A 22,738-nucleotide genomic window follows, 5' to 3' on the forward strand; every position below is an offset into this window, starting at 1 on the left:
GATGGCCGAAACGTCCGACGCCGGTGTCGTTCGGCAGCTTCTCACCCCTCTTTCCGGGTTCCTCGCCGACACCACGCTTTACGAGATCGTCATCAACCGACCGGGCGAGGTGCTCACGGAAGGCGCTGACGGCTGGCAGACGCACAAGCGCGAAGAACTGACCTATGACAAGCTGATGCGGCTTGCACGGGCCGTCGCGAGCTTTTCGAGCCAGGGAATCGATGAGACCCGGCCGGTGCTTTCGGCGACGCTGCCAGACGAGGAACGTATCCAGATCGTGATCCCTCCAGCCACGACGAAGGGAGCGATCAGCATCACCATACGCAAGCCCTCCTCGGTCAATCTCAGCATGAGCGACCTCGAACGCGGCGGGCTCTTCGAAGGAACCGAGGCGACATCGCTTGAGCGTCAAAGCGGCAAGGACATTGTGGATCTCTACAGGGAGGGGTGCTTTCGGGAATTTCTGGAAGCGGCGGTTCTGGCGCGCAAGAACATCATCATTTCGGGCGCCACCGGCTCGGGTAAGACCACGCTTTCAAAGGCGCTGATCCAGCATATCCCGGCCGAGGAGCGGATCATCACCATCGAGGACACGCCCGAGCTTGTGATCCCCCAGGCCAATCACGTCAGGCTATTCTATTCGAAGGGTGATCAGGGCCTCGCCAAAACGGGCCCAAAGGATCTGTTGGAATCCTGCCTCAGGATGCGACCGGACCGCATCCTGCTGCAGGAGCTGCGCGACGGCACCGCATTCTACTATGTCCGTAACGTAATGAGTGGCCATCCGGGCTCGATCACCACCGTCCACGCCGATTCCGCTTCGCTGGCGTTCGAGCAGCTCACACTGCTGGTCAAGGAATCGGAGGGCGGCCGCGATCTCGACCGTGACGACATCCATAACCTATTGCGCCTTTCGATTGACGTGATCGTTCAATGCAAGCGCGTCGACGGTCGGTTTCGGGTTACGGAGATCTACTTTAACTCTCGCTCTGGCTCGCCGGCGGTCGCCGCTTGACGAACGCTAATGTCGCGGCAGATCGGACGCCTCAACAGCCGATTATTGGCGAGCAACTTCGCCGTCGGGTCTTTGGCGTCGCATAGTGCGTGGCGGCGCTGCGGTCATTGGGGGCTCGGCACAGACCGGTACTGTGATGCTGGCCCTCGCCAAGCGCAGATGGCGCTGCAAAGTGCGTACAGACACACCGAGCCGCTCCGACGTCTCGATCATCGTCAGGCCGTGACGGTGGACATCGTGCAGTGCGCGACGGACGTCCGCTTCAGTTAGAGCTTTCGGTCGGCCGATCAGCTTGCCTTGCGACCTCGCTTCGTTCAGTCCGGCTCGTGTTCGTTCACTGATAAGGGCGCGCTCGAATTCGGCCAACGCTGCCATCATATGAAACATGAGCCGGCCGCCTGGAGAAGAGGTGTCGATGTTCTCCATAACAGAGCGGAAATGGACCTCCCGTTTGCCGAGCTGGTCGATGAGCTGAACGAGACCGGAAAGTGATCGTCCAAGTCGGTCGAGTCGCCAGACGACGAGCGTGCTCCCGGGCTGCAGACTATTCAGCGCGCTCTCCAGACCTTCTCGATCAAAGCTTTGACCAGACCGGCCCTGATCTTTGTAGATCCGATGACATCCGGCAACTTCCAGTGCGCTTATTTGCAAATCAAGTTTCTGCTCGTCGGTCGACACTCGCGCATAACCTACAATCATCAATCATTCTCGTCGCCGTTTTGCGGGCAAGATCCACTCTTCTGCTTGAATTATTGAGAGCGCCTGTCCGATTTTATGGTTGTTTGGAAAGGAGAAGTGCTGAAATATAAGATCGGGCTGAAGGTCGTCACCACCCGGAGGGGTAGCGGTGAGCCGCTAAAACGGGTGGTGGGGCGACCATGGGCAAATATATTGGCGGCGGAATAGGTGAGATTTACAGCGGGTTCAGTGGGGCTCGAACGGGGCTTCCTTGCGACAAAATTCCTTGCACCTCGAATGCTCGAGAAAGTGGTCGAGCGACCAGGGCTGCTTGCCCAGCTCGAGACGGCATTGGAACGAAAGCTGACGCTGGTTCAGGCGCCGGCCGGCTTTGGAAAGACGACTTTTGCCCTGTCATGCCGGCACATGATGGAAAAGAACGGAATATCCGTTGCCTGGCTGAACATCGACCGGCTTGATGCCGATCCGGCACGCTTTTTGCGCTATGTCGTCGAGGCGGTCCGTAAGGTCGAGCCCGACCTGATCAATGATCAGGAAATTGCCTTTGAGCAAAGTGGCCCCAGCCTCATCCAGAACATGTCTGTGGAATTCATAAACGGTCTCGCTGCCACCGATCGCGAGATTTGTGTGGCAATCGAAGATTTGCATCTGATCGGAGACGATGCTGCGTCCCTTCAGATTCTGGCTTTCCTGATCGAGCGATCGTCCGCCAATGTTCGTTTCCTCGTAACGTCGCGCTTGCGCCCCAAGCTGCCCCTGTCGCGCCTGCGGGTCGCAAGGAACCTCACCCTGATCAACGCGCGCGACTTGAGGCTCGACGAGGACGAGGCGCGATCATTTCTGCAAAACGTATGGGAGCTTGATGTAACATGCGAGGAGGCCGCATCCCTCTGGCGTAGTACCGATGGCTGGCTTGCGGCTTTGCAACTCGCGGCGCTTTCAATGCGCGGAGAGGCAGGAGCGGCGCGTTATAGACTTCAGTCAGCGGTCGCCATCGGAATGGCCGACAATGTCGGAGAGTATCTGGCTGAAAACGTGTTCGACACGCTTCCGGAGGATACCCTGAATTTCCTTTTAAAGACCTCTATCCTGCAGCGGCTGTCATCCGATCTCTGCGACGCGGTTTGCGGTCACAGCGGAAGCCAGGCAGTGCTGGAGGAATTGGTTCGACAGAATCTGTTCATTCGCCCCGCCGACGATCATGGAGAATGGTTCACCTACCATCATCTTTTTGCCGATCATCTGCAACGACGTCTGCACCGTGATCGCCCGTCGTGGATCCGGGATGTGCACCTGGCGGCATGCGAATGGTTGGATCAGGCCGGCGATACTGAGGCGGCAGTGATGCACGCCAAAGCGGCCGGTGACATCGAGCGAGCCATTACTGTCGTCGACAAGCAAGCCATGAACCTTGCGATTGCGGGGCGATACGGCACACTGATCGGCCTTGTCAACTTATTGCCGGAAGAGGGTATCCGGAAGCGATTGTCGCTTCTGCAGGCATTGAGTTGGGCGTATTGCCTCACCCGGCGCATGGAAAAAGTGAACAACACCATTCGCGACATGCGTGCGATCCTCGATGAAAACCCCGACTCCCCTGAAGCGACAAAGCTTCACGGTGAAGCTCAATTGATACAGTCGATCTACAATGCCTATCTCGACAGGGTCCAAGGCCTGTCGGACCATCTTTATCCTCTTATCGCGGAACCGTGGAAATATAACATCCATACCGTCGCGTCGGCTTCGAACATGATCTCCTTCGCGATGTTCATCGAGGGAGATTTAGACGGCGCCGTCGACATACTGGATCGCTATTTTGAGTTCCACGACCGGGACCCGAGCCCTGTCGCGAAGCTCTGCGGCCTTTGTTACCTGGGGCTGGCGGAGCGAAGCCGTGGGCGCATGGATGCGTGCCGCGTCGCCTTGGAGAAGGCGTATCAACTCGCCCTTACAGAGGTGGGGAGCCGGTCGTTCGGGTCGAGGATCGCTCTAGGTGTCCTGGGACTCGTGGCCTATGAGAGCGGGGACGTCGATCGGGCAGTCAAGCTGATCAACGAGAACCGCAAACTTGACATCGAGGGAGGTGTCATCGACTTCTCGATGGCCGCTTATGTGGCAGCTTTGCGGATCGCTGCATTACAAGGACGCTTCTTCGATGCGTTGAACATCGTGGAAGAGGGATTGCAGACCGCCACGTCGTTTTCAAACGAACGGCTACGCGCCACAATGATAGCTGAAAAGGTCCGCATCTATCTGGCGCAAGGGCTCACTGACGAGGCCCAAGCAACATTAACCGGTTACTCCCCGGCGGAGTGCGACGCTCGGATTGGCAGGTGGATAGCTGAGATAATAGAGCCTGTTCAAGCCCGGGTGCTGGCCGCGAAGGGGCAAACCGGCGAAGCGCTGGCGATGCTTGGACATCGCCTTGACCTTAGCAGACAGTCACGCCATCGGCTCCTGGAGTTCCGCATTCAACTCCAGACCGCAACAACACTGGCAATGGCCGGCGAGCCGTCTGCCGCCCTGTCGGTGCTTGCCGATGTCGTTGCATTCGCTGCTCAACAAGGCCTGGTTCAGGATGTAGTCGACGAGGGGCCGGTGATGCGGACGCTTCTGGAGCGTCTCGCAAAGCAGCTTCGCGTTGCTGACGACAATGCTGAAGTGCATCGTTATGTCTGGGATACCCTCCGTCAGTGGCCGAACACCAATCCGAGCGGTGACCGCGGTGCCACAACCGATTCATCGATCACGAAAGAGCGAGGGGCGGGATGGGGCGAGCAGTTCAACCACCGGGAACTGCAAATCCTCGACATTCTCGCTCGCGGCAAGTCGAACAAGGAAATTGCTCGCACACTCGGCCTCGATGTCAATACGATCAAATGGCACCTTAAAAACATCTATGGCAAGCTGGGCGTCAGCAGCCGCATCCAAGCCGTCATGAAGGCTCGGGCATGCGGCTTGCTTCCTTCGGACAGTTAAAGTGCCGGTCACCCCAACGCGCTTCATTCCAAGATCAGAGAATCCCGGTGACCCTATTCGTGACCGGCAATTCCCTCAAACGGCGATGTAGCGTCCGAACCGAGATACCGAGTTCCCGGGCAAGGTCACGCGCCGGCATATCGTGCGTCCGGATCGCACTTGCGGCACGGCGGAGTTGCTCTTCTGATGTTATCCTCGGACGCCCGAGCCTGCTTCCGCGCGCCTTAGCGGCGGCCATGCCGGCGCGCGTTCGCTCGCTGATGATGGAACGCTCGAATTCAGCGAGTGCAGCCATCATGTGAAACATCAACTTGCCACCTGACGAGCCGGTGTCGATATTTTCCATCACCGATCGGAAGTGGATATCGCGTGCACCGAGTTGTTCCATCAATCCCACCAGCCCTGACAGCGAGCGCCCTAGTCGATCAAGCCGCCAGACGACAAGTGTCCCACCGGGACCGAGGTTCCGAAGCGCGTCCTCAAGGCCGTTGCGCGCAAAACGGAAACCTGATTGGCCGTGGTCAGTGAATATTCGCTCGCATCCAAGATTTTCCAGCGCCTGAATTTGCAGGTCGAGCTTTTGCTCTTCGGTCGATACTCGAGCGTATCCTATGATCATTTGGTCCTTGCTTTCCAGCACGGGACGAAGGACGCGGTGCACTCGGGACATAACGTCTTCTCCCGATGCCTTTTCCATTACTGTTAAAACGACCGAGCTACCGGACTCCTTGACAAAAGGGGTCGATTTAGACTATGTGGTATCAATTGCACAATTCTATGGCGTTACAGAACTCCGGCCATTGAAATTGTTGAGCGATTTGTGAGGGCGGCTGGCATGTTGGGGATGCGCCAAAAAGGACCGGTTTTGTCGCGGTCGTTTTCTATTCAAATCAACGACTTACAGCGGCTCCTCGCCGTTCTTTCCGCATCTTCCGGAATTCCGCACCGACGGCTCGTGCGCTGGGATGACACGGCCGCATCCACCAGCATCGTGTGAGAGCGTCGATGAATAGCTGGTCGATGCCTCCATCTTCTTTCAACATTGACTGGCTCGAGGAAATCGAGGTCGGGCAACTTCTCCTGGCCCAACAGCCGGTTGTGTCAACCGCGGACGGCGCCGAAGCGCTCTATACCGAATGCCTTGCCCGCTTCATGACTGACACAGGCGAGGTGTTGCGCGCCGAGCGGTTCTATCCGTCGGTCCTCCACCAACCTGACCTCCGCGCTCTCGACCGGGCAGTGTTGCTGCAGGTCCTGAATGCGTTGGAGGCCGATGGCGCTGCCGTGCTCGGCTGCAACATCTGCGGGAACTATCTCAAGGATGGCGCAGCCTGGATTTCGATCATTGACCTGATGGAAGAGCGGCCGGCGCTGCTTGACCGCCTTGTTCTCGAATTCTCGCAGACCGAACCATTCGAGGATCTCGACATGGTCTCGGGGATGATAGACCTGATCCGCAGGCTCGGTTGCCGCGTTGCGCTCGACGACTTTGGCGCAGGCTTTGCATCTCCCACTCTCCTTCACCTGATCGACTTCGACATCGTCAAGATCGACGGCACCTTCGTTCAAGACCTGAAACAGAAGCGTGGCGGGCAAACGAGCCTGCGGCATCTGGTCGGTTTCGCCTCATGCTTCGTGCCCGTGGTCGTCGTCGACGGGATCGAGACGGGGGAACATTCGGACGCCGCCCGCTCTGCAGGGGCGACGCACCAGCAGGGCTTTCATCATGGCATGCCCGAGCTTTTTCCAATCGGCTCCGCACCGACGCATCCAAGGGTCGATGCATGAAGAAAGCAACTAACTTCGCAAATGGACCTGAGCTGCTTCGCGATCGACCTCCGCTTGGACCAACCACGTTAACCATAACCAAGGAGGAAGCCGATCGCATCATCGGCTTCCCGCAGCGCGGTATCTACGCGCTGATGTATCGCAACGGGAAGGTCCTCGGAGGGGAGCTGGTCGATGGAGAAGGAGAGCTGCCCCGCGTCGCCGCATCCCTTCCGCGATATTACCCGGCCGAGACCCTGTTGTGCGTTGCCGTCTATCGCGGCGCTCAAAGACCATGGACGGGAGTGAATACCGGGGAGCCCGCATCGGACGAAACACATCTTCTGTTTCTCTCGTATTCCGGCTGGCAAATGGACAACCAGGATCAGGCGTTGCGGCGGACCCTGGAATGGTGGGGAGGGCGGCAATGAATTCGGCCCTCCCCATCCACCTGTCTGTCGACTGCGAGATATTCACCGGAAAGGCGCTTGCCGCCTGGAAAGCGCTTGAAGGCCGTTATGGTCGGGAGATTTCATCCGATGAAATCGACCATCTCTTCGCGCGGTTTGTGTTTGGATTGACCCAACCGTTCCATGGCGAGGACGATCCACAAACGCACCTTCATGTCTGCCGGACGGTACTGGCACTGAAGCTTTCGCCGGAGCGCATCGAGCGGACCCTGCATCGGGTCCCCAAAACTTCGGACGAATGGATCGCTACGGCCTTCGATTCAATCGAAGCCCTGGGCGTCAAGGACGGCCGGGCACTTTCAGACCAACTCAAAACTACGAGATCAACAACGAAACCAGAAGCTCTGTCCTTGGACCGATCTGCGCAGCATTTGGAGGAATAGCATGCCCGTCGATTTTCAGCTTAACAGCACCGATCGGTCCGGAAACCGCAAGGAATTCGTTCGCAACTGGGTGGCCGGTGCTGGCGACAGCCGTTCGGTTCGCCGCCGCCTCATGGCTATTCTCAGGCTGGCGCATATGGCGCTCGGCATGGGGCGGAAGCGTCTGGGGCTCGGTTCACTCGGCGTGGGAGCCACCATTGCAGCCGCGCTTGATGCCATGGGGCTCGAAACATCCCCACCGATGGAACTGTCGGTGATGGCGCGCGGTGATGTTCCGAAATGCCCAGGATGCGGCCGACCGATCGCAATGGCGACGGCTGCACAGCGCCAGATCGCCCAGAGACGCGAGCAGGTCGGCTTCCTGAGCGGAAGAGGCGCGCTGGCAGCCGTGATCCTTGGGGCACTTGCCGCCGGGACCGTGGCTCCAGGCGATGTGTGGGCAATGTCTGTTTCGATGGATGGAAACCCGTGCCTCAGCGCTGCCAACGACGTCATGTTTCGCAAGAACCCGGGAGGGACCAATGGGCCTGGAATGACGGCCGGTGGTGTCCGCGACGGAAGCGGCGGCGGTACTTATGGTTGGGTGTCAGGTTGCGCGTCCACCGGGACAGGACTCGGTTACACCGCCATAGGGAGTTTTGCGACAGCCACCGGGACCGGCGTCACTGCTGTCGGCAATTCTGCGATCGCCACAGGGCGTTTTGCGACGGCAGTCGGTGTGGAAGCATCGGCGACCGGTGAGGGTAGTTCCGCTTACGGCGTCGGCAGCATAGCGTCAGGAAACAATACTGTCGCGATCGGCGGCGGCGGCGCCTCAGTTCTATCGGAGGCGGATTCCACAAGGGCAACGGCAAACGGCGCAATTGCGATCGGTGTGAATGGGACGCGCGGTGCGCAAGCTACCAGCGTCAATAGTATCGCAATCGGCGGCGAAGCCACCGCAGGCGGTGAGGGTGCCTCAGCTGTGGGTCTCGCCTCAACAGCGTCGGACAATTTCAGCACAGCCATTGGTAACCAATCGAACGCCCAGGGGATTGCCTCGACGGCATTAGGCTCTGGCGCGAATACTGGAGCGGACGGTGCGACAGCGGTTGGGAACAATGCTTCTGCGCAAGGAGTGAGTTCCTTTGCAGGTGGGCGCAATGCCCTGGCGCAAGGCGAAAACTCAATTGCTATCGGCGGCGACGCGGCGTCCGGTGCCAGCGCAACCGGCATTTCCTCAATCGCCATGGGTGCGAACGCCTCGGCCGTGACGGATGGCGCAATCGCTATCGGGCAAGACTCTTCTGCACAAGGCGGCCAGGCAGTCGCGATCGGCGTTGGCCAGATGGCGACCGGTGACGGTGCAGTCGCTATCGGTGACCCCAATGTCGTGAACGGCACCGGCGCCGTCGCGATCGGTGCGAACAACCGGGCGACTGGAACGTCGGTGGTAAATCCGGCGACGGGAGCAGTCGCGATCGGCAATGCGAATACAGCGATCGGTGACAGTTCGGTTGCTCTGGGTAATAACTCATACGCCGGGCAAGGCGCTAATCCCGGTGTCGCCATCGGTGAGAACACCCGCGCCGAATGGGGCGTCGCTATCGGCGAGGGGGCGACGACCAGTGACGGTCAGTTCGGCATTTCGATCGGGCGCAACACGAGCGCCGGCCTTCGCGGCATCGCGATGGGCTTTGGAACGACCAGCACCGGTGCCGGAGCGGTTGCGATCGGTGGCGTCGGAACGAGCGCCTCGGCAGCAGGCGGGGTCGCCTTGGGTGAAGGATCGAACGCAAATCGCGCCGGTTTGAATGGCGGGACCGAGCTTTTTTCGGGAACGGCTGTTGCCTCCACGCGAGGCGCGGTCTCTGTCGGATCGGGTGGCAATGAGCGACAGATCACCAATGTCGCCGGCGGCACACAGGCAACAGACGCTGTCAATGTGCGGCAGCTTCAATCGGTTGCAGACGATGTGGCAGCGGTCGATGATCGAGCCGTCAAATATGATGGTGCCCTCGGCGATCCGAAGGACACGATCACGCTCGAAGGCACCGCCGGAACGACGATCACCAATGTCGCCCCCGGCGAGCTGAGCGCGACGTCCACGGATGCAGTCAATGGGTCCCAACTGTTCGCCACCAACGAGCAGGTCGATCAAAATACCACCGACATCACGAATTTGGGCGATACAATCACCAACATCGCCGGCGACACCTCGACCACCTATGTCGAGGCCAACGGCGTCGGGATACGCTATGTCCGCACCAACGAAACCGGACTGACGCCCAGCGATTCCTCGGCCCAGGGGCAGGGATCGACCGCCGTCGGCTACGAGGCGACCGCGGTCGGCATCAATGCGCTCGCGCTCGGCAACGGTGCGCAAGCCAATGAAGAGGGCTCTGTCGCCCTCGGCGAAGGTTCAGTGACCGCCGCTGCGGTTGGAACCGCGGGCGCGACAATTAACGGTACAGCCTATACCTTCGCCGGCACCACGCCGGGCAGCACTGTTTCAGTCGGCGACGTGGGAGCCGAGCGGACAATCACCAACGTCGCGGCCGGTCAGGTTAGTGGCACTTCTACCGATGCTATCAATGGCTCGCAGCTCTTCGCGACCAATCAGGCGATAGACGAGATCGGGACAGAAGTTGGCGAGGTCAATGACCGGGCCGTCAAGTATGATGGTGCCCTCGGCGATCCGAAGGACACGATCACGCTTGAGGGGACTGCGGGCACCACAATTACCAATCTGGCGCCCGGCGAGTTGAGCGCAACGTCGACTGACGCCGTGAACGGCTCGCAGCTCTTCGCCACCAATGAGCAGGTCGACCAGAACACGACAGACATCACCAATCTCGGCGATACAATCACGAACATCGCCGGCGACACCTCGACCACGTATGTCGAAGCGAACGGTTCCGGCATCCGCTATGTCCGCACCAACGAAACCGGTCTGACGCCGAGCGACTCCTCCGCGCAGGGCCAGGGGTCGACCGCAGTTGGCTATGACGCCACCGCAGTCGGCGTCGGCGCCCTGGCGCTCGGACAGAATGCAGTAGCCACCGAGGACGGTTCGGTTGCGCTGGGTGCCGGGTCCGTGACCGCCGCCGCTGTCGGGACCTCAGGTGCCACGATCAATGGTTCTGCCTACACTTTCGCGGGGACGAACCCTGGAAGTACGGTATCTGTGGGGGATGTCGGGGCCGAACGGACCATCACCAACGTAGCCGCCGGCCAGGTGTCAGGCACCTCGACCGATGCGGTCAACGGCTCCCAGCTCTTTGCTACAAACCAGGCGATCGAGGATCTTGGCAGCACGGTCGAGGCTTCGGCGACGCATTACTACAGCGTCAATGACGGCGGCACGGCTGGCGGCAACTACAACAATGACGGCGCGACGGGGACGAATGCGATAGCGGCTGGTGTCGGTAGCGTGGCGGAAGCCGCAAATTCGGTTGTCATCGGGTCATCCGGTTCTGTTTCCGGGGCCAGCAGTATCAACAGCATCTCGGTCGGATACTCGAACCAGATCGCAGATAGCCCGAATTCGATTGCCATTGGCGTGGCCAATATATCCTCGGATTCGGAATCAACAGGGATACTGGGCGGAGACAACTCACTCACCAGTACGACCGAATCGAGTGTCATCGGCATTTCGAATACGCTTGCCGATGTTGGCGGCACGGGCGTGATGGGAGGTAACAATACCCTCACCTCGGTATCCTCATCTGTCCTGGCGGGCTCGCAGAATACGATAGCCTCCTCAACGGCCGTTGCCGTGATCGGTGGCCTGAATAACATTCAGAATTCCATCAGCGCCAGCGTGATCGGCATAGGCAATACCTTAAACGCAGGCAATTTTGCGAGTGTCACGGGTGTTAACAATACTGCTACCGGCACAATGCAGGCGAATATATCCGGTGTCGGAAATACGATTACCGGGGGTAGCCAGAACAGCATCATCGGCAGTCAGAACACGCTAGCCAACGGGACGCGGAACTCTGTTTCCGGTTTTGCGAACACGCTCGGTACCGGCCTAAGCAATACTCAGGTTCTTGCCAGCGGCGGCACGGTGGCTGATGGTGTCTCGGGCGGCGTCCTCATTGGTGCTGCCGGCACCGTAAGCGACAACGATGGCGTTGCCATCGGCACCGGGGCTACGGCAACCAACGAAGCCGATGTCGCGCTTGGCTCCGGCTCTGTAACGGATGCCGCGGTCGGCACAACCAGCGTCGACATCAACGGCACGACCTACACCTTCGCCGGAACTACGCCGACGAGCACAGTGTCGGTGGGGAATGTCGGGGCCGAGCGGACCATCACCAACGTGGCGGCCGGCCGGATCAGCGCCACGTCGACCGATGCGATCAACGGCTCGCAGCTTTTCGCGACGAACCAGGCAGTCGAGGCGATCGATGACGACGTCGCCGAACTCGGCGATCGTGCCGTGAAATATGATGGCGCCCTCGGCGATCCGAAGGATACAATAACCCTTGAGGGCACGGCGGGCACGACCATCACCAACTTGGCAGACGGTGATATCAGCGCGACGTCGACCGACGCGGTGAACGGCAGCCAGCTCTTTGCCACGAACCAACAGGTCGATCAGAATACCACAGACATCACCAATCTGGGCGACACCATCACCAACATCGCCGGCGACACCTCGACCACTTATACCGAGGCGAACGGCGTCGGGATTCGCTATGCACGCACCAACGAGACGGGCCTTGCGCAGACGGATGCGTTTGCCCAAGGGGTCGGCTCGACTGCGGTCGGCTATCAGGCAACGGCCTCGGCAGAAAGCGCGCTGGCGCTCGGCCGGGACGCGCAGGCGGATGTCCTTGGTGGCGTTGCGCTTGGTGCTGGATCGATCGCCGATCGTGTGATTGCGCCTTCGACAGGGACGATCCCGGCTGGCTCGGCGGTCATCACCTACAACACGACGGATCAGGAACTGCTCGGCGCGGTCTCGGTAGGCCGGGACGGAGCATACCGCCAGATCACCAATGTTGCTGATGGCACTGATGCCCAGGATGCCGTGACGATCCGCCAGCTCCAGGGCGCGATCGCGTCGGTTGGCGTTACGGCCACCCAGTATTTCCATGCGAATTCGGCAGCCCCGGATTCGCTGGCGATCGGGACGGACTCGATTGCGGTCGGTCCCTCGACCGTGGTCAATGGCGACAACGGCATCGGCATGGGCAACGGCTCGATCGTCGATGCCACTGCGCCGGGCGGCACGGCGATCGGGCAGGACGCCCACGTCATGATGGCCGACGGCATCGCGCTCGGAACAAGTTCACAGGCTGGCGGCGAGCAGGCGATCGCTATCGGCGCTGGCGCCGTCGCAGATCACTATCTCGGCGTCGCTCTCGGTTCGGGTTCGATGACAGCCGCAGCGGTCGGCACCTCGGAGATCGTGATCAACGGCCAGACCTACGCCTTCGCAGGCGCAACGCCAGAAAGCGTTGTCAGCATCGGGGCGGTTGGCGCCGAGCGGCAGCTCATCAATGTTGCTGCAGGCCGCGTCACGGCCGACAGCACCGACGCCATCAACGGTTCGCAGCTTTTTGCGACGAACCAGGCCGTCGAGGCGATCGACGACAACGTGGCCGAACTCGATGATCGCGCCGTGAAGTATGACGGTGCACTCGGAGATCCGAAGGATACCATCACGCTCGAGGGTACCAACGGCACCACTATCACGAACCTGGCAGCCGGCGCGGTGAATTCAACCTCGACTGACGCCGTCAACGGCAGCCAGCTCTACGGTGTATCCAATAGTATCGCCAACCACCTTGGCGGCGGTGCGACGGTCAACCCGGACGGCACTGTCAACGGTCCGACCTATGTGATGCAGGGCGGGAATTACACGACCGTCTACGACACCTTCGCGGCCGTCGACACCAGCTTGACCAACATCAACAATACTATCACCGACATCAACAACGGCGGGGGTATCAAGTATTTCCACGCCAACTCCGCCGCAGCGGACAGCCAGGCCATCGGACAGGAGAGCGTCGCGGTCGGACCGCAGGCCGTGGCCAATGCAGACAACAGCGTTGCCATGGGCAACGGCGCCACGACGGTCGCCGGCGCCGATGGTGCGGTTGCTCTCGGCCAGGGTGCGACGGCCAATAATGCCGGCGACGTCGCGCTCGGTTCCGGCTCGACCACCCAGGCGGTGGTCAACACGAGCGGAACGACTATCAACGGCACGGACTACGCCTTTGCCGGAACCAATGCCACGAGCACGGTGAGCGTCGGCGGGGTCGGCTCCGAGCGCACGATCACCAACGTCGCCGCCGGCCGTGTCACAGCCGACTCGACAGATGCCATCAACGGCAGCCAGCTCTATGCCACGAACCAGGCGATCGACGATCTGGCGAGCGGCATCGGGGATCTGCAGGACGGGGCGGTCATGTACGACAAAAACCCCGACGGCTCGCGCGCGAACTCGGTCACCTTGATTGGTGGCGATCCGAATGCACCGGTATTGCTCTCCAACGTCGCCGACGGCGTCGCCAATAACGATGCCGTCAATGTCGGCCAGCTCAAGGAAGGCCTGTCGAACACCCTTATCGACGCCAATTCCTACACCGACAATCGCGTGTCCTACGCGATCGACACCGCGAACAGCTACACGGATCAGGTGGCGGTCACGACGCTCAACCAGGCCAACAACTATACCGACTACAAGTTCGGGCAGTTGAACCAGGAGATCGGGGAGGTTCGGAACGAGGCCCGACAGGCGGCCGCGATTGGTCTTGCCGCTGCCTCACTGCGGTATGACGACCGGCCCGGAAAGGCGAGCGTTGCGGTTGGCGGTGGTGTTTGGCGAGGCCAGGGCGCGTTTGCCCTTGGCGCCGGCTACACAAGCGAGGACGGGCGCGTCCGGGCCAATCTCTCGGCGACAACCGCCGGCGGCAAGTGGGGCGCGGGCGCCGGCGTCAGCTTCACGCTGAACTGAGGTCAAGATGATTAGGCAGGCCGCCCCAGCCCACCGCCTAGGGATAGCCCTGGCTTGCCTGATCCTGCTCGGCGGCGCCCCCGCCGCCGGGCAGGAACCATCCACGCAGGTCTACAGAATCAAGCCGTCGGAGGTAGTCATCCCTGCCGACGTTCCGACGGGACAGTACCAGCGGACTATTCGTCCCTTCGAAAACTGGACGCTGATTTGCGACGAGAACCTGAAGGAGCGGAAGAAGGTCTGCAACATCACGCAGGTTATCGAGGACCAAGCAGGAAACAGCGTCTTCAGTTGGTCTCTGGCAGCAACGGAAGACGGGAAGCCGTATTTTCTGATGCGCGCACCACCCAACATGCCGAGTGACGGCAAGGTGTCGCTCTATTTCGACGGGCGACAGAACCCTGTCGATGTCTCGTTGCAGGGCTGCAATGAGGCAGTTTGCATTGCCATGGTTCCGGTCGGGCCGATCCTGCGTGGGCAGATCGCCAAAGCGACGAACCCCAAAATTTCATTCCCGACGGTGTCGGGCGAAACAAGAACCGTAACCACATCGTTGGCGGGCCTCGACAAAGCGCTTGCGGCGATCAACTGACCGGGGGGCGAGGCGCATGAGCCAGCAATCCATCCACGACAGGATCATGGCCCGCGAAAGCGGTCCGCGCATTTCACCTGAAGACGAGAAGGTGCTGAGATCGTCAAAACGGACGATCAAGACGATCGCGTTCACCGTGGCGGGATTGCTCCTGCTCGGGGTCGCAGGCTTTGCAGCCTACCAGCTCCCCCAGGTGCAGCAGGTCTTTGCCCAGCCGGTGACGGCAACGAAGACGCCGGACCCGTCGCTGGCCGATACGCCATTTCTGACGCATACCAAGCAGGCCGGACTCAGCGCCTGCTCCAACGTGTTTCCGGTTCTCGGCCAGCTCCTGACGAGCGGAGCCAAATATAACATCGTCAGCGAATGGAACCAGCAGGCTCCGGATCAGCATCCGATCCAGGCACTGGTCGGGCTCGATTATGAATCGCAGAACTACACCGGGCCGGCCGGCGGCATCGTGATGGCCGCGCCAAACGGGACGGATTGCGAAGGGGCAATGGTTCGGGTCGCACCATTGCCGATGGCTTGTTCGAACGTCCCCGCCACGCTCCCGCAGGGAAGCAAAATCGCCAATACGCTGGGCAAGGTGTCGCTTTACACACTGGCCGGAAACGGCGGCCAGGCGCTGCTGGTGCCGTCTGGAGAGACCTGCGTGGTCGTGTCGATCGCGTGGGCGAAAGGTTGATCATGACAGAGAAGCAGAAGGAATTCCGCGTCGGTTCGGTCTTGATGGTTCATCCCTTCGTCGCGGTGATGACGGCTGCGGCGCTGTTTGCTGGCCCCGCACCGGGCGCCAGTCCTGGTCCCGGTCGAGCCGGCCCCGATTCCGCGGCAGTGCAGAGACGCGATGGCGGCCCATGCTGCAGGCACCTGCTGCAGGAGATGAGGGACGAGACAGGACCAGCTCTTGCCGGCAGCTCGGCGGGGCAAGATCACGAAAAGGACCGGCGCCGATGAATAGGAAAGCCATTACCATTGCAGCCAGCATAGTCCTGGCCTTCAGCCAGATGGGATCTGCCGCAGATCTGCCGCAGACCTATAACGAGGTCCCGTCGCCTCCCGTCGAGCAGGTCGGGATCTGGGGCGCCATCGCCTATTCCCAGGCCGACGGCAAACACGGGTTCTTCTGGGGCGCCGACAAGCGCCAGGAAGCCGAGGATATCGCTGTGGAGCATTGCGAGAACGCAGGCGGCAAGAGTTGTGCTCTGGTGACGACGTTCCGAAACCATCGCCATTGGGACGACGATGACGGCAGCGGCTTCCCCTACAATCACTGCGCCGCCCTCGCAGTGAACGCGAAGTCATCGGATGCAACCACGCCGTGGGCGGCATCCTCAGCAGAGACGCGCAAGGACGCGGAAGACCAGGCGCTCCAGCAGTGCGAGGCCGGTTCCGTACAGTGCAAGATCAGGGAGTGGGTCTGCACCTGACGAGCGGATGTGCAGCCATGGAGTGGCCGGCCGTATTCGGCCGGTCGATGAGGATTCGGGAACGGCGTGATGATGGAGATAACGCGATCTGAGCTTTACGAGCTGATCTGGTCTCAGCCGATGACAGAGATCGCCAGGTTCTACGGCGTCCCGGCGATGAAAGTCGCACAGGCTTGTGATGTCTACGAGATCGCCAGACCGCCGGCCGGATATTGGCAGAAGCTTGCCTATGGCAAGGCCCCCGAACGGTTTGCGCTCGCCAACACGAATTACGCTTCGGACGAGATCGTGACGATCGAGGATCGAAAGAACGGCAGCCTCGCGCCTGCCGGGGAATGTGGTGTCGACTGAGCACTTCGTGTCGTTCGGTCAGCAGACGAACATTGGTGAATCGCAGATGGCAACAGGTTTCGCGGCAGCAAAAAGGGGCAGGGAACACGATGAGACACATGGGGGCGCCGACGCACATTGAGATAGAGTTCACCATGGCCTTTCAGCCCATAGTCGACACCGGGGCGGGAGGGTCGGTCTTCGCGTATGAGGCGCTTGTCAGAGGGCCGTCAGGACAGGGCGCCGACAAGATCTTCGCGGGCATATCGCCCACTTCCCTCACCGCTTTCGACGAAGCCTGCCGGTCCCGCGCAATCGATCTGGCTTCGTCGCTCGGCATGTCGTCGCGTCTCAGCCTCAATGTTTCGGCGACCGCCATCTGCGACCGCAGGCATGGGCTTCATGCCACGCTGCGTCGGGCGCGAAAGCTTGGATGGCCGATCGACAATCTGATCTTCGAGATGACCGAGCATGACCCCGTCGCCGACGTCGACCGGCTCGGACGGTGGATCGCAGCCGCCCGGTCCCGCGACGTCAAGATCGCGATCGACGATTTCGGCGCCGGCTATGCGGGTCTCAGCAGCCTGCTCGCGCTGCGCCCCGAAATCATCAAGCTCGACCTCGCGCTTGTCCGCAACATCGACACGGACCGAAGCCGTCAGGCCCTGGTCAAGGGCGTCGTCGACGCCTGTCGATCATTCGATTGCACCGTGATCGCCGAGGGTGTGGAAACCGACCAGGAATTTTCCATGCTCTCGCAGCTCGGCGTGACCCTAATGCAGGGCTTCCTGTTCGCCAGGCCGGGACTTGCCAGCCTTCCGGCGATCACCTGGCCCATGAACATCACCACAAACGAAATGGAGCGGTCCCCCGCTGCGGGGATGCCGGATCATGAAGGCATATATCAATGAGCGAAGCTGGCCGGATCAACGGACCCACCGATTCGCCGGTCGGAAGCGACCGGTATCAGCAGGATTGCATTTTCGCGCTGGAGCCGTCGGTGATCAAGCTGATCAAACTGGCGGCAGAGGCCGGCTGGGACGAGCAGCAGGCGGTGTGCGCCGTCATGTGCGTCGCGGCCCTGCAAGTCAACGACAAGACCTTGTTCCAATTAGAACGTATGGATTCCGCCCTTGCGAACGACGCCGACCCTTCAGGCGGCATCCGCTTCCACGACATCGCATCCCTCGGGCTCTCACCACCGTCCGATCGTCGAGCGAGGCCATCCCAATGGAACGCCCCGACGGACACTGACGAGGAAGAACCACGAGATCCATGACCTACCCAGATTCCCCTTGTCATCATTCAAAATGACCGTGGAGGAGCCGCCCGAAGAGGCAGACCGGAGTCCGCAGTGCAAGCCCGCAGTGAGGTTACAGTATCTTTATTTCAACGAACGCTCGACTGCATGGCCGATGGCGTTCTTCTAACCGGGCGTGCGCGTGATATAGTCTATGCCAGCCGGCCCTTCCTTCGTTTGTGGAACATACCCGACGGAGCGTTGAGCACGCTGCTCGAGGAAGACGTGTTCCACCTCATGGCGGGGCAGCTCGTGGATCCCGGCACGATCCGCAACGAGGCCGAGAGGCTCTACGGGTCGGCTGAACATTCCGATGACGAAATTCTGTTGAAGGACGGCAGGGTCTTCGCAAGGCGCAGTGCACCTCTTGAGGAGAAAGGTGACGGCTTCGCCCGGATCTGGATCTTCAGCGATATCACCGACGCGATCCAGGCGCAGATCGATCTCCTCACCGGTCTCCCGAACCGTCGCGCATATTCAATCCGTTATCCCGCCCTTGTGTCGGCGCCCTCCGACGGGCGCGTCACGGCTTTGGCGATCATGGATATCGACAACTTCAAGGCTTACAACGACGCCTATGGACATGCAGCAGGCGACGTTGTGCTGCAGCGTGTCGGACGGGTCATCGCCTCCCATCTGCGGGACCCAGCGGCCAGCGCCTTCCGGATTGGCGGCGAGGAATTCGTTATAGCCTGCAAGGCCCGCAATGAGGCGGGAGCGATCGCATTCTTCGAGAAACTGCGCAAAAGCATCGCCGCGAAGGCGATTCCCCATATGCGCAACGATCCTGAAGGGGTCGTCACCGCATCATTCGGTCTCGCCATGTTTCACGAACCACGCGATCCCGGCCTGCTGTTCGAAACGGTCGACCAGGCGCTCTACCACTCCAAATCGCGGGGCCGCAACAGCGTCACAATCGCGGAACTGTCGCGCGTACCGATCGTCACACCTGTCGAGGCGGAGCCATTTTCAACGCTCGCGAGCCTCGCCTCCGCCGCAGGTCTCGTGAACCAGACCCTCCCGAAATGAGGGCGGCCATGTCTGACTTTACTTTAACCATTGGCGACATCACCCGCCTCGGCGCGCAGGGGGCATTCCACACTTTACTCCTTCCTATTGAAACGAAGTCAGCCCGGCGGATCGGCCGGGGGGCGCATACAAGCATATTCGGGAGCAGCATGATTATGACTATTGCCGGATCGGCGTGTGTAGAGATCGCCAACGCCAAAGAGGCAATCGAACTGGTCTTTGATCTATTGGGGAAATTCTGCGCGTCGAGATCGCGTGATCAAACGGATTATCTCTTCAATTTCGATTTCGCCCAGGCAAGGGTCAGGCCGCAGGATGGAGCCCTCTTGCTGCATGTCGAGTCCACCGACATCCAAACCTGCCATGGCGCCAAGATCCTGCTTGAAGCAGCGATTGCGGAAGTCGCTATCGGCATGCCGGAGCGCGTCATGTGGATCGAAGCCCGGGACACGCCCTTCGAGGCAATCATCGAGCACAAGGCCGCCAAGGACACTGAGCATGCGGTCGGCGGTCGCCGCAGAACGCCCGACGACAGCAAATGACTGGATCGGACGATCGTGAAACCTCCTGGGGAAAGGGAAATACGAAAATGATGGTCTTTCGCAAGCCTCCGGTCCTGGCCGGCCTCATGCTGCTCATACTGGTTGGCGGATCAGCGCCAGCAATGGCGCAAGGAGCCCAGACGACGCAACGCAACCCGGCCGCGAGCCAACCGGCTGCGCCGGCCTGGGCCTTGAGCTGCTCCAGCGCGAATGCCGGCGCCGGCGCACTCGAATGCCAGATGTCCCAGACGATCCTGCGTCAAGAGACGGGACAGATCCTGATGGTGATTACGATCAGGAAGCCGCAAAGCGGTTCGATGAGCATGAACCTTGTCCTGCCGCACGGCCTCTATCTACCGGCAGGTGTGAGCTATCAGATTGGCACCGGGGCCAAGAACACGGCCGTCATTTTCAGCAGCGACCAGAACGGTGCCTATGCGAACGTCACCCTGGCTCCCGAGCTGCTGAACGCCCTCAAGGCCGGTTCCGTCCTGAACATCGGGCTGGAAACGGTGACGCGTAATCCACTCACCATACCCGTTTCACTGACCGGGTTCACGTCGGCGATCGACAGGCTGGCCAACCTCAAATAGGCGGCCCCGACTTCGCAATTCGCAATGGCGACGGCAGCGCATGGATGTTGCCGTGGCCGCCAAATCAGCATCGATGACCGGAGAGGGTCCCATGATCAAAAAACTGTCCGCCGAATTTTTCGGCACATTCTGGCTCGTTCTCGGTGGATGCGGCAGCGCGGTGCTTGCTGCCGGCATTCCCGAGGTCGGGATCGGCTATCTCGGTGTCGCACTCGCCTTCGGACTCACCGTGATGACCATGGCCTTTGCGGTTGGCGGCATCTCCGGCGGCCACTTCAATCCTGCCGTGTCGCTGGGGCTCGCGCTCGCCGGGCGCTTCGACGCCAAAAACCTCGTGCCGTACTGGGCGGTTCAGGTCGCCGGCGCCATCATCGCCGCTGCCGTGCTTTATGTCATTGCATCGGGGAAGGCCGGGTTTGCCGCGGGCGGCTTCGCATCGAACGGCTTCGGGGAATTGTCTCCGGGCGGCTATGGGCTTGTGGCCGCCCTGCTGAGCGAAATTGTCCTGACCGCATTTTTCCTGATCATCATTCTCGGCTCGACGGCGCCGGCGGCGCCGGCGGGCTTCGCGCCAATCGCGATCGGCCTTGGGCTCACCCTGATCCATCTCGTGTCGATCCCGGTCACCAACACGTCGGTGAATCCAGCCCGCTCGACGGGCGTCGCCCTGTTTGCCGACACTGGTGCGCTCGGCCAGCTCTGGCTGTTCTGGATCGCTCTGCTGATCGGCGCGGCCGTTGGCGCGTTCATCTGGAAAGGCCTTCTCGGCAAGGATTGACGGCTGCGGCCGCAACCTGAGATCCGGGCTTCAGGTCCACAAGTCCTTGTTGCGATTCTGCACGACTGTGAACGACCCGAAGGCCGGCCGTGCCTTGAACGATTTGACATGAGCGTGGTCGGGGCCGAGCGCCTCGGCCAACCGCGTGCGGCTGATGCCGCATCGATCGCCGATAATAACTTCCGCCACCTTCAACCTGTCGGAGAACGGCTCGAAATAGAGACCGCCCTCTGGCGTTCGACCGCTCAACCGGAGGAAGCAGCGATATTCGGTCTCGTAGCGCCAAGCGGTGAATTTGCTCATGAGAAGGCGCTTGAGATCGCTTTCGCCGAACGGCGAGTTGAGGGATATCGGAAAGCGTTTGGGATGGTAATCGACCGGACTATAGCTGTCATCGTCCGGCACATCGAAGCCGATCGCCATGCCTTTGTGCTTGTCGGCATAGTGGCCCCAGAGAAGCGGGTGCGACCATTTCCGGCTGAAGCACAGGATGCCGAATTCGGCGTTTCGATCGCGCTTCCAGCGTCGTAGTTTGGCCCGCACATTCTTGTCTCGAAGGTTCCAGCCGAGCAGTTCGAAAGGATCGTTCAGCTCATCGATGCGGGCAATTTTGAGTCTGCGCTGTTCGAGTGCGAGCAAGCCGTATTTCTCTGACGTGAAATGATAAAGGCGCATGGGCTCGGTTTACTTTCGAAACAGTGGTCTAAGCCTTGATGTGCTCGCGCTGGGGCTCGTTGACGATTTCGACGACCTCCCGATCTCGGATCAGCTTTTCGACACCATGTTCCAACAGGTGGATCAGGTTCTTCCTCGTCATCGGCGCGACGAGGATCTTCTCGATCTGCATATCCGGTATTGGGGCGGTTTCGTCACTCTGGCCGATCAGATCATGGCGAAGCGCCACTGCTCCGTCTCGCGCCTCTTGCCAGGTGTCGAAATAGCCGAGCGAGGCAGAGCCCCATCGGTCGACGGAAAGCGTATAGAAATACTCGCAAGCTGCTTCTGTCATTCATGTTGTCTCCTCGGCATTTCATGCAGCACGATCACTCCTTTCAACCTCCACGATCAACCCGGAGAATAAACGGGGATCATTTGGGCGTAGGGCTCGGCCGCGAGGAGTCCCAGGACGTGACCTATGACCGGGTACCCAACGGGAAATCCAAGACTATTTGGTTCTTGGGATTTCGGGTCCGAAACTCCTATAACATTGATTTAATGTTCATTTTGGAAACTCTTCTCGCAATAATCACTTGTGACTTTTATATGTCGCGATTGTTATTACTACCACTTACGATTACTATAGGAGCGGGCTATTCGAGGGCATAAAATCATGAATCTGAAAGACAAACTCACCCTGAAGGACGAACGAGACCAAGCGGACATCAAGGCAATCAAGCGCGATTTTTCCCATATGTTGCGCTCGCCGCTGTCCTGGTGGATGGCCGGCCTCAGCGTCGGGGCTTTCATTCTCTTGTGGTTGCTGAATGGCACCGCGGAGACGCTCGGTATTTCGCCTGATCTCGCAAGGGACCTTGGGCTCGTCATCGTGCTGGTCATGATCGTTCTCGTTGCGGCAGCAGTGTTCTTCGATCTGGCTCCCTCATTCGTGACCAGGAGCGAGATCCGGTTTCTGACACGGCCCGGAAACGATCTCTACGAAGACAAGCTGCGCTATGAGGAGCAGCCGATCTTGCCCCCGATCCTCACGCGCGTCCGACGAGTGCGGATCGAGGATCAGGGATCGAAGTGAGCCGCGCGCGCGCAAGCAGGATGCTGACGGCTCGACGGCGATAGGAAACGCGCGGAATCTCGTGGAACAGGTCTTGCAGTCGACTTGACGTGACATACATGATATGAAGACCTAACTAATCTATCT

Annotated in this window: 20 protein-coding genes and 3 pseudogenes; 19 read left to right on the plus strand and 4 right to left on the minus strand. The window is 60.3% G+C overall.

What is annotated here, in order from left to right; translation table 11 throughout:
* The first annotated feature begins 1 nt into the window (after nucleotide 1).
* Nucleotides 2–1,015 (plus strand): P-type DNA transfer ATPase VirB11, encoded by a 1,014-nt coding sequence (gene virB11, locus F9K94_RS22715; protein WP_151648824.1) that lies wholly within the window; start codon nucleotides 2–4, stop codon nucleotides 1,013–1,015.
* A 42-nt stretch (nucleotides 1,016–1,057) separates the two neighbouring features.
* Here virB11 and F9K94_RS22720 read toward each other — a convergent pair whose 3' ends face one another.
* Entirely contained in the window at nucleotides 1,058–1,714 is a 657-nt protein-coding gene (locus F9K94_RS22720) for a recombinase family protein (protein WP_151648909.1), read from the minus strand.
* Nucleotides 1,715–1,990: 276 nt separating this feature from the next.
* On the opposite strand from F9K94_RS22720, the gene F9K94_RS22725 reads away from it, so the two are divergent.
* Entirely contained in the window at nucleotides 1,991–4,693 is a 2,703-nt protein-coding gene (locus F9K94_RS22725; protein ID WP_151648826.1) for a LuxR C-terminal-related transcriptional regulator, read from the plus strand.
* Nucleotides 4,694–4,727: 34 nt separating this feature from the next.
* Here the strand turns inward: F9K94_RS22725 and F9K94_RS22730 are convergent, their stop codons facing one another.
* Nucleotides 4,728–5,363, minus strand: coding sequence for a recombinase family protein (locus F9K94_RS22730; RefSeq protein WP_407922067.1), 636 nt, complete (start codon nucleotides 5,361–5,363; stop codon nucleotides 4,728–4,730).
* A 335-nt stretch (nucleotides 5,364–5,698) separates the two neighbouring features.
* Here F9K94_RS22730 and F9K94_RS22735 point away from each other — a divergent pair, with 335 nt between their 5' ends.
* The 16 genes and pseudogenes from F9K94_RS22735 to aqpZ all read left to right on the plus strand — a co-directional run bounded on the left by F9K94_RS22735 (nucleotide 5,699) and on the right by aqpZ (nucleotide 20,862).
* Entirely contained in the window at nucleotides 5,699–6,481 is a 783-nt protein-coding gene (locus tag F9K94_RS22735; RefSeq protein ID WP_151648828.1) for an EAL domain-containing protein, read from the plus strand.
* Entirely contained in the window at nucleotides 6,478–6,891 is a 414-nt protein-coding gene (locus F9K94_RS22740) for a hypothetical protein (protein WP_151648830.1), read from the plus strand. The genes F9K94_RS22735 and F9K94_RS22740 overlap by 4 nt, the downstream gene beginning before the upstream one ends.
* A complete protein-coding gene (locus tag F9K94_RS22745) occupies nucleotides 6,888–7,313 on the plus strand; it encodes a hypothetical protein (RefSeq protein ID WP_151648832.1) in 426 nt (141 codons plus the stop codon). The genes F9K94_RS22740 and F9K94_RS22745 overlap by 4 nt, the downstream gene beginning before the upstream one ends.
* A gap of 532 nt (nucleotides 7,314–7,845) precedes the next feature.
* Nucleotides 7,846–9,291 (plus strand): annotated as a pseudogene (locus F9K94_RS25015) (YadA family autotransporter adhesin); the annotation flags it as partial.
* A gap of 69 nt (nucleotides 9,292–9,360) precedes the next feature.
* Nucleotides 9,361–10,596: pseudogene (locus F9K94_RS25020) on the plus strand (YadA family autotransporter adhesin); the annotation flags it as partial.
* Nucleotides 10,597–10,695: 99 nt separating this feature from the next.
* Nucleotides 10,696–14,265: pseudogene (locus tag F9K94_RS25025) on the plus strand (YadA-like family protein); the annotation flags it as partial.
* A 7-nt stretch (nucleotides 14,266–14,272) separates the two neighbouring features.
* Complete coding sequence (locus tag F9K94_RS22755; protein WP_151648836.1) at nucleotides 14,273–14,857, plus strand: invasion associated locus B family protein; 585 nt, start codon at nucleotides 14,273–14,275, stop codon at nucleotides 14,855–14,857.
* A gap of 16 nt (nucleotides 14,858–14,873) precedes the next feature.
* Nucleotides 14,874–15,545, plus strand: coding sequence for a hypothetical protein (locus tag F9K94_RS22760; RefSeq protein WP_151648838.1), 672 nt, complete (start codon nucleotides 14,874–14,876; stop codon nucleotides 15,543–15,545).
* Nucleotides 15,546–15,813: 268 nt separating this feature from the next.
* Nucleotides 15,814–16,290, plus strand: coding sequence for a DUF4189 domain-containing protein (locus F9K94_RS22765; protein WP_151648840.1), 477 nt, complete (start codon nucleotides 15,814–15,816; stop codon nucleotides 16,288–16,290).
* 69 nt (nucleotides 16,291–16,359) lie between these two features.
* A complete protein-coding gene (locus tag F9K94_RS22770; protein WP_151648842.1) occupies nucleotides 16,360–16,641 on the plus strand; it encodes a hypothetical protein in 282 nt (93 codons plus the stop codon).
* A gap of 134 nt (nucleotides 16,642–16,775) precedes the next feature.
* On the plus strand, nucleotides 16,776–17,531 hold the full coding sequence (locus F9K94_RS22775) for an EAL domain-containing protein (protein WP_192799567.1): 756 nt from the start codon (nucleotides 16,776–16,778) through the stop codon (nucleotides 17,529–17,531).
* Nucleotides 17,528–17,899, plus strand: coding sequence for a hypothetical protein (locus F9K94_RS22780; protein ID WP_151648846.1), 372 nt, complete (start codon nucleotides 17,528–17,530; stop codon nucleotides 17,897–17,899). Before F9K94_RS22775 ends, F9K94_RS22780 begins: the two co-directional genes overlap by 4 nt.
* Nucleotides 17,900–18,028: 129 nt before the next feature.
* The gene (locus F9K94_RS22785; protein ID WP_151648848.1) at nucleotides 18,029–18,949 is read left to right on the plus strand and encodes a GGDEF domain-containing protein; all 921 of its coding nucleotides are present in this window, start codon (nucleotides 18,029–18,031) and stop codon (nucleotides 18,947–18,949) included.
* Between the two features lie 8 nt (nucleotides 18,950–18,957).
* Nucleotides 18,958–19,491, plus strand: coding sequence for a hypothetical protein (locus F9K94_RS22790; protein ID WP_151648850.1), 534 nt, complete (start codon nucleotides 18,958–18,960; stop codon nucleotides 19,489–19,491).
* Between the two features lie 47 nt (nucleotides 19,492–19,538).
* Nucleotides 19,539–20,084, plus strand: a complete 546-nt coding sequence (locus tag F9K94_RS22795; RefSeq protein ID WP_151648852.1) for an invasion associated locus B family protein — start codon at nucleotides 19,539–19,541, stop codon at nucleotides 20,082–20,084.
* A gap of 91 nt (nucleotides 20,085–20,175) precedes the next feature.
* Nucleotides 20,176–20,862: an aquaporin Z gene (gene aqpZ, locus F9K94_RS22800; protein WP_151648854.1), complete on the plus strand. Its 687-nt coding sequence runs from the start codon at nucleotides 20,176–20,178 to the stop codon at nucleotides 20,860–20,862.
* A gap of 30 nt (nucleotides 20,863–20,892) precedes the next feature.
* Here the strand turns inward: aqpZ and F9K94_RS22805 are convergent, their stop codons facing one another.
* Nucleotides 20,893–21,501, minus strand: a complete 609-nt coding sequence (locus F9K94_RS22805; protein WP_192799568.1) for a DUF2971 domain-containing protein — start codon at nucleotides 21,499–21,501, stop codon at nucleotides 20,893–20,895.
* Nucleotides 21,502–21,565: 64 nt separating this feature from the next.
* Nucleotides 21,566–21,871: a hypothetical protein gene (locus tag F9K94_RS22810; RefSeq protein ID WP_151648858.1), complete on the minus strand. Its 306-nt coding sequence runs from the start codon at nucleotides 21,869–21,871 to the stop codon at nucleotides 21,566–21,568.
* Nucleotides 21,872–22,192: 321 nt separating this feature from the next.
* On the opposite strand from F9K94_RS22810, the gene F9K94_RS22815 reads away from it, so the two are divergent.
* Nucleotides 22,193–22,612, plus strand: coding sequence for a hypothetical protein (locus F9K94_RS22815; RefSeq protein ID WP_151648860.1), 420 nt, complete (start codon nucleotides 22,193–22,195; stop codon nucleotides 22,610–22,612).
* The last annotated feature ends 126 nt before the right edge of the window (nucleotides 22,613–22,738 follow it).

The sequence above is a fragment of the Brucella tritici genome (assembly GCF_008932285.1).
GTDB classification, from domain to species: domain Bacteria; phylum Pseudomonadota; class Alphaproteobacteria; order Rhizobiales; family Rhizobiaceae; genus Brucella; species Brucella tritici.